A 14575-nucleotide genomic window follows, 5' to 3' on the forward strand; every position below is an offset into this window, starting at 1 on the left:
CAGAGATGTCGGCAGTGCTGGCCCCATCGCTTGCAGGCAAGCTCCTACAGGTTTTGTGGTGTGCCTGGATCTTGCGGACACCGGCGATACCTGTGGGCGATGGCGTCAGTGAGGCCAGCGCAAGGGGGCGAAAGGCTCAGGCAATCTGCGCCTTGGAGGCCACCTGATCGAACGTCGCCTCGTCCAGCGCATCCGCCTGCTCGTCCAGCACCTGCCGAGGATGGTCATGGCCGGGAATGCTGCTGTCGATCAGGCTCAGCAAGCTCGCGCCGCGCGGGGTCAGAATGAAGTTCCCCCCGGTGCCGCCTTCCTCTTTCGGCCGGGGCTCGATGTAGCCGCGCAGCAGCAACAGCTTTTCATACTCGCAGGCCAGGGTTTTCAGGTGATCCAGGTTGTCTATCGGCTCACCGGCCGCCGCTTGCTCCGCCGCGTGCTGCTCGGCGTAGGGCCGTGGCGTGAAATTGTGGCCGGCACTGTTCTGCGCTTCGTGCAGCAAACGCTCGATCAAATCCCAGTTGTAAGTCGTCATCCCGATTCAACCTCCGGTGTGCGTCAGTGAAAACGCTCTCAAAAGGTGTGACCGGTGCCGTCCGGGGCCGTTCAGCCGGATTCACGGCCCCGACCGACCGGCGGTCTGTCGAATTCCCGCCGGGTTGAACGACTAGTCTGAGACAGCCGGTTTCAACCCCGCAGGAGAAATCATCATGAACGTGCAGAATCATCCGGTGGTGTCGCGCGAAGAATGGCTCGCCGCCCGCCAACGACACCTGGCCGACGAAAAGGCCTTCACCCGCGAACGCGACCGCCTCAGCGCCCAGCGCCGCGCCCTGCCCTGGGTGAAGGTCGACAAGGACTACCGCTTCCACGGCCCCGACGGCGAACTGAAACTGGCCGACCTGTTCGGCCAGCGCAGCCAACTGATCGTCTACCACTTCATGTTCGCCAAGGGCTGGGAGGAAGGCTGCCAGGGCTGCTCGTTCCTGGCCGACCACTTCGACGGCGCCGACCTGCACCTGGCCCATCACGACATCGCCCTGGTGGCGGTGTCCCACGCACCGTTCGCCGAGTTCCAGGCCTTCAAGCGGCGGATGGGCTGGACATTCGATTGGGTGTCATCAGACGGTTCCGATTTCAACTACGACTTCGGCGTTTGCGCCCGAAGCGAAGACGCCGCCGCCGGAAAGGCCACCTACAACTACGAAAAGACCGACAGCTCCGAGGAAGAAATGCCGGGGCTGAGCGTGTTCTACCGGGATGAGGCCGGCGCGATCTTCCATACCTATTCCACGTATGCGCGGGGCCTGGATCTGTTGGTGGGCGCCTACAACTTTCACGACCTCACGCCCAAGGGCAGGAATGAGGACGAGATCATGGAGTGGGTGCGGCATCATGACCGGTATGAGGGTGAAACCAAAAACAGCTGCTGCCATGGAGGATCAGCCCAGTAAGGCGCAGGCCCGCTGCTCTTGGCTGTCCGGACACAGGGCACCTTGCCTACATAACCCCGAACGCGGCCTTGTAGGCATGATCCAGCTCGACCGGTTCGAGCTCCCTGTACTCGGCGGACAATCCGGATCCCAGGAGCAGTCCGGTCGCGTGGCTGTAAGCGGCATACACATTTCCGGCCCATGGTTCGTCATCCAGGCTGAACACTTCAATTGACGGGCTGCTGTATTCCGTTCCACACCACGCGATGGTGGCGCCCAGACCGACGAACCATGCCAGCGACCGCTCGATCAGCGAAGGCCAATCGCTGTCGCAAGGCCAGGCGAGGATCCTGACCTCCACCGAAAGGTCGCTCAGGGAGGCATCCTCCCACAGCCTTGGCTTGAACTGCGCCCGCCCCTGCCAGATGGCCTCGAATGCCTCAAGCCGGTCGGCAAACCCGGGCGTAAAGCCTTGTGACCAGTAACCGTAAAAAATCAGGCCACTGACTTCGTCCTGACAGACATTGCCGGTGGCGGGGTCTTCGCAGCTCCAGAAAATCCCCAGACTTTCAGCCGTTTTCATGATCCGGAATTCACCATTCTCTGAAACCCAAAAGGAGACAGTTTCATTGACGTCCGCCTTGTCCCGCAAGCGCCCTGACCTTGCCTCGCAAGACAGCGCTGAGCGTGCCGGGGCCGCTCGCGCCGGAAAAAGGTCAGTTGGCGAATGTCCATGTCAGGGTCTCGGGGCAGGCCGCGGTCAGATGAAGAAGTCGAGGCGGAAATAGATCGGCGCTTCGCGCTCGGGCAGCGCGTCCGGCCGTTCCAGGGAATGGGCGAAGGTCACCGTCGCGGCGACGTGCTGGCCGCGGGCGAACAGCTCCAGCGAGTTGCTCGACATGCGCCCGTGCTGGTCGCCGTTGTAGCGGTCGCCGCGGATCACGCCCTGGTCGTAGCCCAGGCTGGTGCCGTATTCGGCGAACACCGGGCGCAGCCACTCGGCGCTCACCGGCCGCGTCCAGCGCAGGTCGTTGCGCCAGTAGCCGCCGCTGTCGCCGGACAGCGACTGGTCCTTGTAGCCACGGACCGACGACAGCCCGCCGAGGCTGGTGCGCTGCGGGCTGAACAGCACGTCTTCGCTGCGCTGGCCAGTCATCAGGCTGCTGAAGCTCAAGGACTCGCCCCACAGCTTGAACGGCTGCAGGTAGCTCAGGGTCGCGGTGTACTTGCGGTAGCGCGCGTCCGGCTCGCCGGGGCCCGGGTCGTGGCTGCCCTGGGCGTCGAAGGCGCCGATGCCCTGCTGCACGCCCGCGTCGAAGTTGACGAAGGCGCCGCCGATCCGCCGGCCGTGGTTGAAGCCCAGCTGCGCCTCGCTGATGCGGTTGCTGCTCAGGCGCAGCTTGCTGTCTTCGATGAAGTTGTTGCTGCGCAGGTACGACAGGCCGCCGCTGAGGGAGGTCTTGCTCACCGAGTCGCGGTGGATCACCCGCTCGGCGTGCAGCTGGTGGTTTTCGCTGTCGCCGGTCTGCTTGAAGTTGTAGCCGTTGGCGGCGATCTGCGAGCGGTATTCGCTCTGGCTGTAGGTGTAGCTGAAGTTCCACCAGCCCCACGGCACGCTGTAGGACAGCATGGCGTTGTTGGAGGTGTGCTGGTGGTCGGTCATCGCGTCGTGGCCGCCGCGCAGCGACAGCTGGTCGGCCAGGCCCAGCGGGCTGTCCCAGTCGAACGTGGTGCCCCACTGCTGCTCGCCGGTGCTGCGCTGGCCCTCGTTGCTGCGCGACAGCCCCGCCCGCCACGGCTTCTGCGGCGTGTTGGTGACCAGCACCTCGCTGCCGCCGACGTTCTTGCCCGGCGCCAGCTCCATCTTGGCCTGGTTGGACGGCAGGCGGTTGAGCTGGTCGACCATCTGCTCGATCTCGCGCAGGTTGACCAGCTCGCCGGCCCTGCCGGGAAACGCCATGGCCAGCTCGCGCGCCGAGAGCCGGCTGTTCTCGGCGCCCTTCAGGCCTTCGAGGCGGCCCTCGACCACCAGCACCTTCAGGTGCCCGCCGGACAGGTCCTGCTGCGGCAGGTAGGCGCGGCTGGTCACCAGGCCCTTCTCGATGTAGCGGTTGGTGATGACCTTGAGCAGCTCGTTGAGCTGCGGCACGCCCAGGCACTGGCCGACGTAGGGCTTGAGCAGGCTGGCCTTCTCCCCCTCGGACAGGCTGTCGGCGCCCTTGAGCTCGATGTCGTCGATCCGGAAGCAGCGGGTGTCGGCGGGCGCGGCGGGCTTGGCCGGTTCGGCCGCCTTGCCGGGCAGTTCCTTGAGCTCCTCCAGGCGCCGCTGCTGCTCTTCGAGCAGGCGGTTCTGGCGGTCGCGGATCAGGTCGGTGTCGCCGGGGGTGGGGGCGGCGAAGGCGGACTGGAGCGGAGAAAGGCACAGCAACGCTACGCACAACCTCGCCGCGAGGGCGGGTGGGTACATGTTCGATCCCTCTGTTCAAAGACAAGTGGCGCAAGCGCTTGCCGCCACCGATGACATTAACGTGTGCGCCGACGGATGATCGTTCCGATCACCCGTCGGTCAGCGGTTCATTGCTTGGCTTCGCGCTTGGTCTGCTCGATCAGCGGCCGGTACTTGTCATACAGCGCGCCATAGTTGACGGCCAGCGCCGGCGGCATGGTTCCGAGGTTCTCGAAGATCGTCATGTCCGGTCTCGGCCCGATAGAGCCTCCCAGCACCCATTCGGCCTCTTTGCTGAGAATGAGCTTGTCCATCCAGGTGTCATGCAGCGTCGCGAAGGCATTCATGCCCGGCACCGAGTTGGCGATGTTGCTGATCAGCGTGCCATGACAGACCGCCAGCATTGAGCTGCACTCGGCATTGAGTCCGATGTTCTTGCCTTCGACCCACTCGCCGTTCACCCATTCGCGGGGGACGAGGCCGCCTTCGAGCTGATCGAATTTCGGGCCGCCGGGCCGGTCTTCGCCCGGTCGGATGTCCGGCCCGCGTCCGGTCCAGTAGGCATAGATCTCCGCCAGGGCTCCGGTTCCGGCAATGGTCAGCCAAGACTTGTCGCTGCCGTCCCCGGTCAGCAGTCCCTTCAGCGCCGTGTTGACGGCGAAGGCCTTGAGCCGCTCGGTGACGCTGATGGTGATCTTGTTGCCCTGCGGCCCGATCTTCGTGCCCCAGTCGCCGGTGTAGGAGCCGGCCCCGGCAATGATCGCCGCCGTGACATAGCTTTTCAGGTTGTCTTCGGACAGCACGTCCTTCAGCGTCTCGGCCAGGTTGCCCTTGTTGTTGATGGCACTGACGGCCGCGGTGCTGGCCATCGACGTGATGACCGCCGTCAGCGCGACGTTGCCGTAACCGGCAGCGGTGGTCGCCGTCGCGGCGGCAAAGGTGGAGCTCGTGCTGGAGGCCATCCCGCCGACCATGGTGCTCGCCGCCCCGGCGGTCATCACCGTGACGATGATGGCGACGGCAATGGCCGCCCCCATGCCCATGCCGGAGCTCTTGTAGTCCCACTGGTCATGCACTTCCTTGATCATGCGCCAGTCGATGTCCCCGCGGTCCTGCATGTCCTTGAGCCAGGCCAGCTGCGGGTCGGCCTTGACCATGGCGTCGATGCTGTCCGCCACGGTCTTCTGGGTCACTTCCTTGACATCGATGCGGATGTTTCCGGCGGCCTTGATCACGATGTCCCCGACCGCCAGCAAGTGGCTCTGGCGAACGGTCTCGTCGGTTTTCCCGGCGCCCTTGGCCTTGCTCCAGGCCAGGCTGCTGTTGCTCTTTTCGTGACTTTCCTGAACCAGGTCGGTCGCACTCTCAAAGCTCAGATCGCCGCCGCTGCTGATCGTCAGGTCCTTGCCGGCCTTCAGTTCGGCCACCTGATACCGCTGATCGCCGCCGCTGACCAGGGTCAGATCCGCGCCGCTGATGATCTCGCTGCCGACATGCTTCACCTTCGTCACTTCGTCGCGGCGCGTTTGCTTGCGCCCCAGGCTGCCCTTCTTCTTTTTGTCGTACAGCGAGTAGTCGTAGTCTTCCGCCGCCAGCACGTTGAGGTCATTGCCCGCCACCAGATACGCTTCGTCGCCGGCGGTGATGCGGCTCGACACGACGGTCAGATCCTTGCCGGACGTGAACCCTGCCTTGCCACCGGCACTGATGGTGCTGGCGATCTGTTTGATGTGGTCTTCCTGCGCCGTGAGCTTCTTCGACTTGTAGTAGGAATGGGATTCCTCCTCGGCCGAAGCGATCAGCAGGTCCCGCTCCGCGCTCATGCTCACATCGCGCAGGGCACTGATCTGACTGCCGACCACCGACAGGTCACGCCCTGCGGTCACCGAGAAGTCGCGCCCTGCCGTGACGGTCGAACCGACCTGAGACACGCTGTTGCTGCTGGTGCCGCCGAGCGCCGAACTCTTGCTTTGCGCAGACTCGATGCTGGCGTCGCGCCCGGCCTCGATGACCGTATCGCGGCCACTGACCAGGGCGCTGCCGGAACTGATGAAATCCCGTCCGGCGCTCGCTTTCAGGTCATTGCCCGCCTCGATGCGCGCCCCGTTGTCGAGGGACTCGCGCTGTTGCATGTAGCCCTGGGACAGGAACGCGCTGCCGGTCACCGTCCGCTCGTTGATGATGTCGCCCTTGACCGAGACCAGGTTCACGTCGCGCCCGGCGATGATGCCGCCGGACTTGTTGACGAGGTTGTTGCCGGCCAGCAGGTCGAGGCGGTTGCCCGCTTCGATCAGGCCGCTGTTGACCAGATCGCCGGCGGCGGCCGCCGTCAGGTTGTTGCTGGCGCGCAAGGTGCCGGCGTTCTGCAGGTCCTTGCCGGCGATCAACTTGACGTTGGCTCCCTGGATCAACGATCCGTCAGGCGCCAGACGGTTGTCGGCCTGGGCCAGGTACAGCACCGGCACCAGAACCTTTTCGCCGTTCACCTCATGCTCCTCCAGCCACACGATGTCATGCGTCAACGCCGCCACCTGCTCGGCGGTGAGCGTCACACCCACCGACAGGTCGAGTTGCTCCTTGCTGGCGATCGCATTGTTCATCAGGTACTTGAACATGGCCTCGTCCGACGTCTGCCCATCGATGTAGCGCTGCCCGGTGCGCGCCACGACCGCCTGCTGGATCAGGCGTTGCTCGTACAGGCCGTCGCCCAGGCGCTTGGCGCTCTGGTCCGGGTCATAGCCGAGATTGGCCAGCAGGTAGTCCGAACTCATGAACTGCTTGAGTTCGGTCAGCACCGGGTTGGTTTCGATCAAATACTTGTGCGGGTTCGAGGGTGCCTGGGTGTTCGGCAAGCCCTGGACCCGGGCGATCGCCTGCCCGGCGGAACCGCTGACCGTTGCGTTCGGCGCGGTCGTCTGCGCCCCGGTGTCGACCGCGACGGACGTGTTGACGTCACTGCGGTTGACCGTCAGGTTGCCGCCGGGCCGGTCGGCCGTCGTCAGTTGCCGATCCGAAGCGTCGACCGTCAAGACCTGTCCGACTTGCAGTGTCCGCCCGCCGGAGGACGGCAATTCAGACTGGCGCTGTGCCTGGCCGACCGTCGCGCCGCCCATGGTCCAGGTCGGTGACGCACCGGCAGGCAGCGTTGCGCCCGCCGGGTTCGCGCCCTGTCCGCTCAGGCGGAACAGGCCGTTCTGTCCTCCCGGCAAGGCAAACCCCGGCAAGGCCAGCGGGTTGACCTGCTGTTGGGCCAGATCCGGCGGCAACTGGCGGTTGAGACTGATGACCGTCGGCACGGCGCCCCCGCCGGAACGGGTGTCGACGGTCCGACCGGGGCCGGCCGCCGCTGAGCTGAAGGGGCGCAGCTCGCCGTTGGTGATGGAGTTGGTCGCGTTGACGACCACGCTTCCGCCGGCCTGGATGATCGCCGGCACGTAGGTTTTCCCCGCCGACTCGGTAATGATCGTCTGGAACGGGGTGGCATTGAGGATTTCGGCCGGTGCCTGGGCACGGACGCCGGAGGCGTACTGTGAAGCGCCGAACCGGATGTCCCCTCCTCCCCACACATCGAGTTCGTAGGTGCCGATGTATTGGTAGCGGGTCTCGGCGACATGGGGATTGCTCTTGATCCACGGGGTTTCCCGGGACTCGGCGCCGCCGGCTGTCCAGAAGCGGATGTCTTGGTTGTAGCCCGGGTCATTGTGAGCGTTGTAGGCGCCGATCTGCTGCCACAGCGAACTGGACGGCGCATTGTTGGCGATGTACTTGAGCACCGAGTAGCTGCCCAGCGCAGTGCCGGAGTTATTGAAGGTATCGACGTTGATCGTGATGTCGGACGAGGCCGAGACCGTGGAGTTGGAGTTGATGAACTCCGACCCCGTGACGCTCAGGTTGCGCCCCGAGGTGATGCTGGAGGCGTCCGCCTCGCCGGAGACGCTCACGTTGAAGCTCTGCTGCCAGACCAGATGCGAAGCGATGCCGCTCATGCGTTTGGGCTTGGCCGTGTCGCAGCTGTAGCAACGCACGCCGATGGATGAGGCGTCGCCCTCTGTGGTCGTGGTGCTGAAATTCTCCATCTTGTTGTTCACCACCGCCGACTTGAGCGACATGTCGCCGGTGGACTCGATGCGGCCGGAAAGGTTGTCGATCCGGCTGGCCCTGTCGGCGCCGTTGTAGCCCAGCACATTGATGTCGCCCAGGCTGTAGAGGTCGCTGTAGGTGTTGGTGAGCGTGCCGACCTGCAGGTTCATCGGGCCGCCACTGAACAGCAGTGCCCCCTGGTTGGCCCGGATCCGGTTGTTGGTGAGTGTCTGCGCATTGATCAGCAGACTCTTCGCGCTGGCCAATGTGCCGAGGTTGTTCAGCGTAGCCGCCCGGATCTCAAGCGAATCGGCCGACGTCAGGCGCCCCATGTTGGTCAGTTGTCCGCCGGTGGTGAGACGGGTCACGCCGCCCCCCGCCACGCTCGCGGACTCATTGATCGTCAGTTGGGCGGCCCCCAGCGTCAGGTCGCCCAGGCTCGATACCCGGCCATTGCCGCCATAGGCACCGCCCAGTTGAAGGTCCAGGCTGCCATCGCTGGCGATCAAGCCGTCGTTGGACCAGTTGCCGCCCCGTCCCTGCAGGTGCGTGGAGGCCAGCAGCTGGCCGCTGGCGGTCTGGCTGAAGTTGCTGACGTTGACGTTCAGACGGCCGGCCTGGATGACGCTGGAGTTGCTCCAGGTATCGGCATTCAGCGTGAGCCCGCCGCGCGTGACGATGCTGCCGCCCGCCCCCGTGACGTTGGCCGTCGAGATATCGAAGGTGCCGTCGCCCAGATGCAGCAGTTGCCCTTCGCTGTTGAGAAAGCTGCCGACCGCCAGCGTCAGGTCCGCATTGCCGGTTTCGAGCACGCCTTTGCGGTTGTCCAGCTGACCGCCTATCTCAAAGACCGTCTTACCGAGGCCGCCGAGCGCCCGAAGCTTGCCGGAGCGGTTGTCGAGGCTGGCGGCCTTGACCGACAGCGACGTGTCGCTTTCGATGACACCGGCGCTGTTGTTCAGGTCGTTGCCCAGTTCCAGGGCGATACGGTTGCCGGCGATCTGTCCGCCGCCATTGTCCAGACGGCTGCCGGTGACGCTGACCTGGTTCTTCGCATAGAGGCCGCCGCTGCGGTTGTCCAGCGCGGCGGTGACGATGCTGACGTCAGACGCCTGCGCCGAGAGCCGTCCCCCGTTGTTGTCGAGTCCGGCGAGTGCCGCAAGCTTCAGTCCCTGGGCCTGGACAATGCCGCCCTGGCGGTTGTTGTCGAGGTCATAGCCGTTGCGCAGCACGCCCACGGTGTTCGCTTCGAGCATGCCTTTGATGCTGGCCAGCACGCCGCCCCGGTTGTCGATGTTCGCGGCCCGGATGCCGACGGTTCCCGTTTGGGCAATGATGCGGCCGCTCTGGTTGTCGAGGTCGCCGGCGACTTCCAGCGACAGGCCGCTTTCGCTCTGCAGCGTCCCTTTGCGGTTGTCCAGGCCGGCCGCCTTGAGCTCCAGGTTCGCATCCCGGCTGTAGATCAGGCCGTCGGCGTTGTTGCGCACCGCGCCGCTGGCCGTGATCGATAAGCCATCATTGGCCGCGATGGTTCCGCGTTCGCTGTTGTCCAGCGAACCGGTCGCCAGATCCAGTGCCTTCTGGCTGACGAGTTGACCGTTGCGGTTGGTGAGGTCGGTCACGCCCTTCACCGACACCGGGCCGGCACCGACCAGCTGACCGGCGTCATTGTTGAGTTGCCCGCGCAGATCGAGGCTGATTGAACCGCCGCCTGCGATCTGCCCGCCGCTGTTGTCGAGGCGCGAGGCATTGATGCCGATGTCCTGCTGCGCATTGATCGCCCCCCCGGCGCTGGTCAGGGCCTCGCCTTTGAAGGCAAACCCGGCGCCGCTGTCGATCAGGCCGCCCTGATTGTTGTTGAGCGTCCCTGTGAGCGTGAGGTTCTGGGCCGAGACGCTGCTGAGGATGCCCTTGTCGCTGTTGTCCAGATTGCCGGCCTTGACGCTCAGGGCACCTTGCGCGACCAACGCACCGGCGCCGCTGTTGAGCAAGTCCTCGGTCAATTCGACCGTCACGTTGCCCTGGCGGCTGGACAGCGTGCCGCTGTCCCGGTTGTCGAGCGCGCGGCCGTTGACGGTCAACCCTTGCCAGCCGGACATCAGCCCCTTGCGGTTGTCCAGGGCGGTGCCGCTGACCAGCAGATTCCCGTTGCTGATCAACTTGCCGTTGCCGTTGTCCAGCGCCCGGGCGACCACATCGAAACCCTGTTCGCTTGAAATCTCACCGTTGCCGTTTTTGAGGTCGCGCAGACGCTTGAACGTCAGCGGCCCCTTGGCGGTCAGCAAGCCGTTGCGGTTGTCCAGGTCGCCATCGGCAAGATCCACCGAAACCGCGCCGCTCCCCAGCAGGCGGCCTCCGTTTTGCGTCAGCGCCGTCAGCGTCAGGTCGATGTCCCCTTTGGCCGCCACCTCGCCGCCGTTGCTGGAGTCCAGCGAGGTGGCCGTCAGCAGCAACTTGCCCTGGCTGCCGATCAGGCCTTTGTCGCGGTTGTCCAACGCCGTCGCCGAGAGGGTCACGTCGCCGCGCCCCATCAGCATGCCGCCCCGGTTGTCGAGATCGGCGCTGCGGACGTCGAGACGTTCACCGGCATTGATCACCCCTTCAGCGTCGTTGCGCAAGGTTCCCTCCACCGCGACGAGCAGTCCGCCGGCACTGTCGAGGGTCCCGCCGCTGTTGTTCAGGCTCCCCGCCCGCACGTCCAGCGAGGACGCCGCCATCAACCCCTTGTTGGCATTGTCCAGCGCCTGGGCGATGCGCAGCGTCAGTCCCTGGTTGCTGAGCAGTTTGCCGCCGCTGTTGTCCAGGGCTTGCGCGGCGAGCGCCAGGGCCTGAGCGCTGGAGATCTCACCGCCGCGGTTGTTCACGCCGTTGAGTTGCTTGAGCAACAGGGCGCCGGGCGAGTGGATCAGGCCGTTCTGGTTGTTCAGCTGGCCGTTGTTCATGTCCAGGGTCAAGGTGCTGTTGCTGAACAGCTTGCCGCCCTGCTGCTCAAGCCCGGTCACCGAGGCGGTCAACGCGCCCTCGCTGCCGATGCGCCCGCCGTCGCGGTTGGTGACCTGGCCTGCGGACAGGTCCAACGTGGCGGCACTGGTGAGCAGGCCGCCCTGGCTGTTGTCGAGCGCGCCGGCCGTGATCGCCACGGCGCCCTTGCCGCTGACCGTGCCCTGCTGACGGTTGTCGAGGCTGGCGCCCGCAAGCGTCAGCTGGCCATCGGTGACCATGCTGCCGCCCCGGTTGTCGACAGCACCGGCGCTGCCGACGGTCAGGCCCTTCGCGCTCGACAAGGTGCCCGCCTTGTTGCTCACCTGCCCGGCGTTGACGGTCAGGGCGCCTTCGCTGTTGACCTTGCCCCCGTCGTTGGCGAAGGCACCGCCGAGGCCCACCCGGGCATTGCGCTGGCTCAGCAACAGGCCGCCGCCGTTGTCCAGGCTGATGCCCGTCAGGCTCAACTGCGCGTTGGTCGTGATCGTGCCCTTATTGAGGTTCAGCACACCGTCGACGGCCAACGTCATGTCGTCGGCGGCAAAGACCTGACCCTCATCGCTGTTGTCCAGCGACTGACCGGTGATCGACAGGGTGGAGCCGGTGGTGATTTCCCCGCCGCGGTTATCGATGGCACCGACGTTGAGGGACGCAGCCCCCGTGGCGCCCAGCAGTCCTCGTTCACGGTTGTCCAGTGAATCGGCCGTCAGGCTGAGCCCACCGGTGGCGATCAGTTTTCCCGCACGGTTGTCGATGCCCTTGGCGACAACCGTCGCATCGGCTTTGCCTGCGACATTGCCGGCGTGATTGTTCAGGGTGCCGGCGTTGAGCGACAGGGCACCGTCGGCAATCAATGTGCCGTCCTGATTGTTCAGTGTGTCGTCGACATCGAGCGTCAACCGGCCATGGCTGCTGATCAGCCCTTGGCCGTTGTCCAGCCCTTCACTGCGCATCTCCAGCGACTGCGCCGAAATCACGCCTTTGACGTTGTTCAGCGCCTTTTCGATGCGCAGCGTCAATGCCTGCTGGCTCAGCAATTTGCCCTGAGTGTTGTCCAGGTCACGGGCGACCAGTTCAAAGGCTTGCTGACTGGAGATTTCACCGCCGCGGTTGTCGACGCCGTTGAGGTTCTTGAGCAGCAGGGCGCCGGGGGCGTTGATCAACCCGTTGCGGTTGTTCAACCGGCCATTGTTCAGGTCCAGGGTCAGGGCGGTCTTGCTGAACAGCTCCCCGCCCTCCTGGTCGAGCCCCGTGACCGACACATTCATGGCTTGCTGGCTGGCGATCCGCCCGTTCGCGTTGTTGACCTGCGCCGCTTTCAGTTCGAGCGATGCGCCGCCGGTCAGGCGACCGCCCTGGCTGTTGTCGATGTCGCCCGTCTCCAGACGCACCGCGTCCTTGCCGGAGATCACTCCACCCTGGCTGTTGTCGAGGCTGGCGCTGTCGATGGCGAGGCGCTCGTCCGTGCTGACCGATCCCCCCCGGTTGCTGAGCGCCCCCTGGCTGAAGATCGACAGTGTTTTCGCGCTGCCCAGGCTTCCGCCGGTGTTGTCGACACGTGCGGCGCTGATGGCAAGCCCCGCGTCACTGTTGATCAACCCCAAGCCATTGAGCAACGCGTCGTCGAGCGTGATCACCAGCCCGTTGAGGCTGTCGAGGTTGCCGCCGGTGTTGTCCAACAGGCTTCCGGTCACCGTCGTCGCACCTTTGGCGACGATCACGGCCTTGTTCCGATTGATCAGTTCCGCGACCTTCAGCTCCAGATCGGTGCCGGAGAGGAGCTTGCCGGCATCGCTGTTATCCAGGTGGTGAGCCGTGATGCTCGACGACAGGCCGCCGGACAGTTCACCGGCACGGTTGTCGATGTCTTCGACATTGAGGGTCAGCCTTTTCGTGGTGCCGACCAGGCCTTCGTTACGGTTATCCAGGGTCGTGCCGGTCAGGCTCAAATCGCCTTGGGCAACCAGTGCGCCGCCCTGCTGCCGCAGCACCCCCACGGTGGCGCTCAGATCGCTCTGGCTGGAGATCCGTCCTGCCGCGTTCTGCACTTCAGCGACCTTGAGGCTGACCGGCCCGACGCCACTGACCAGCCCAGCGCCGTTCTCCAGCCGCTCGCCTTCGTAAGCGATGCCGGCCTTGCCGATGATCCGCCCCTTCTCGCCGTTATCCATGCGGTCGACCTTGAGGTTCAACTGCCGATCGGCCTGAATCACGCCTCCCCGGTTGTCCGCATCGTCGCTGCGCAGCGCCAGCGTGCCCTTGCCGATGACTTTGCCGTCACGGTTATCCAGCTGGCCGCTCTGCACATCGATCGCGCCCTTGGCCGTGATTTCACCCTTTTGCCGGTTGTCGAGCCTCTCGCTGACGCGCACCGTGAGATCGCCGTCACTGACGATCACGCCGGCGTCGCGGTTATCGAGGCTCCTGGCCCTGATCTCCAGTGCGCGGCCGGAACCGAGCACCCCGTCGCGGTTATCCAGTGCCCCGCTGAGATCGATGCTCAAGCCCAGATCCCCGAGCACCTGGCCACCGAGATTGTTGAGTGCGGCGCCGCCGAGCCGGGTGACGCCGGTGCTGGAGACCTCGCCGTTGCTGTTGTTGAACTGACCGACCGTGGCGGTCACGGAACCCTTGCCGTTGATCAGGCCGCCCGTGTTGAGTGCCTGATCGGCCGTGATGCTCAGCGCCCCCTGACTGACTACGCGCCCGCCGCGCTGGTTATCCAGTGTTCCGACGCCAGCGGTGACCTGTTGGCCGGCGCTCAGCGTCCCGCCCTGATTGTTCAGGGTCTGCGCCACGTTGACCGTCAGGTTGCGGCTGGCCACCAGGCCCTTGCCGGCGTTGTCGAGGTTCTGCGCGTTCAGGCTCAGGTCGCCGTTGGCGTTGCGGCCGCCGTCGGCGTTGACGCCCGCCTCGATGGCCCCGGCGTTGGTCAGCCGGCCGCCGGCGCTGAGGGCGATGCTGTCGCGGGCCGCGAGGGTCTGGCGGTTGGTCAAGTCGCCCTGGGTCTGCACGTTGAGCGCAGTACCGGCGTATACCGCGCCTTGGGCGTCGAGGCTGACGGCCTTGACCGTCACGGACGTGGCGGCCGACGTCTGCGCCAGCATGAGCTGACCGTTGGCGTCGATCTGGATGTCGCCGCCGCTGGCGATCAGGTTGCCGTCGAGCTTCACCCCGACCCCGGCCTCGGTGCCCACCAGCTTGATCGCCCCGGCGTACATGCCGCCCAGCGCCGAGCTGTCGATGGCCAGCTGCGGCTTGGCGCTGCCGTCGTCGGCCCGGGCCGTGGCGTTGAGGCTGTCGGCGTTGACGTCGTTGCGCCCGGCGACGATGGCCAGGTTCTGCGCCTGGAGCTGGGCGTTGATCTTCGCGGTGCGGGTGATGATCTCGAAGCGGTCGACGTTGCTCGCGTTCAGGCCCGCGCCTTCGATGGCGACACTGCCCTGGTCGACTTGGAAGCGGTCGAGGCGCCCGTTGTCCAGCACCGGTTTGCCGGTGGTCAGCGTGACCCGTGGTGCGTTGATGAAGCCGCAGCCGTTGCAGGTGATGCCGTAGGGGTTGGCCACGATCACCCGCGCCGACTGCCCCGCCACCTCGGTGTAGCCGCGCAGTTGGCTGGGGTTGCCGCTGATCACTTCGT

At 65.4% G+C, this 14575-nt stretch carries 5 protein-coding genes; 1 reads left to right on the forward strand and 4 read right to left on the reverse strand.

Going from position 1 to position 14575, the window contains the following annotated elements:
- Nucleotides 1–136 precede the first annotated feature (136 nt).
- Nucleotides 137–529, reverse strand: coding sequence for a transcriptional regulator (locus ACIP0B_RS18320; RefSeq protein ID WP_400834622.1), 393 nt, complete (start codon nucleotides 527–529; stop codon nucleotides 137–139).
- Nucleotides 530–704: 175 nt separating this feature from the next.
- Between ACIP0B_RS18320 and ACIP0B_RS18325 the strand changes: the two genes are divergently transcribed.
- Entirely contained in the window at nucleotides 705–1448 is a 744-nt protein-coding gene (locus ACIP0B_RS18325; RefSeq protein ID WP_400834625.1) for a DUF899 domain-containing protein, read from the forward strand.
- Between the two features lie 46 nt (nucleotides 1449–1494).
- Here the strand turns inward: ACIP0B_RS18325 and ACIP0B_RS18330 are convergent, their stop codons facing one another.
- From ACIP0B_RS18330 to ACIP0B_RS18340, 3 genes are all read right to left on the reverse strand, one after another.
- Nucleotides 1495–2079, reverse strand: coding sequence for a hypothetical protein (locus ACIP0B_RS18330; protein WP_400834628.1), 585 nt, complete (start codon nucleotides 2077–2079; stop codon nucleotides 1495–1497).
- 108 nt (nucleotides 2080–2187) lie between these two features.
- Complete coding sequence (locus ACIP0B_RS18335; protein WP_400834631.1) at nucleotides 2188–3894, reverse strand: ShlB/FhaC/HecB family hemolysin secretion/activation protein; 1707 nt, start codon at nucleotides 3892–3894, stop codon at nucleotides 2188–2190.
- Between the two features lie 107 nt (nucleotides 3895–4001).
- On the reverse strand, nucleotides 4002–14575 hold a 10574-nt coding region (locus ACIP0B_RS18340), incomplete at its 5' end, for a hemagglutinin repeat-containing protein (protein WP_400834634.1).

This window comes from Pseudomonas sp. NPDC089534 (genome assembly GCF_044749305.1).
GTDB classification, from domain to species: Bacteria; Pseudomonadota; Gammaproteobacteria; order Pseudomonadales; family Pseudomonadaceae; genus Aquipseudomonas; species Aquipseudomonas ekonensis.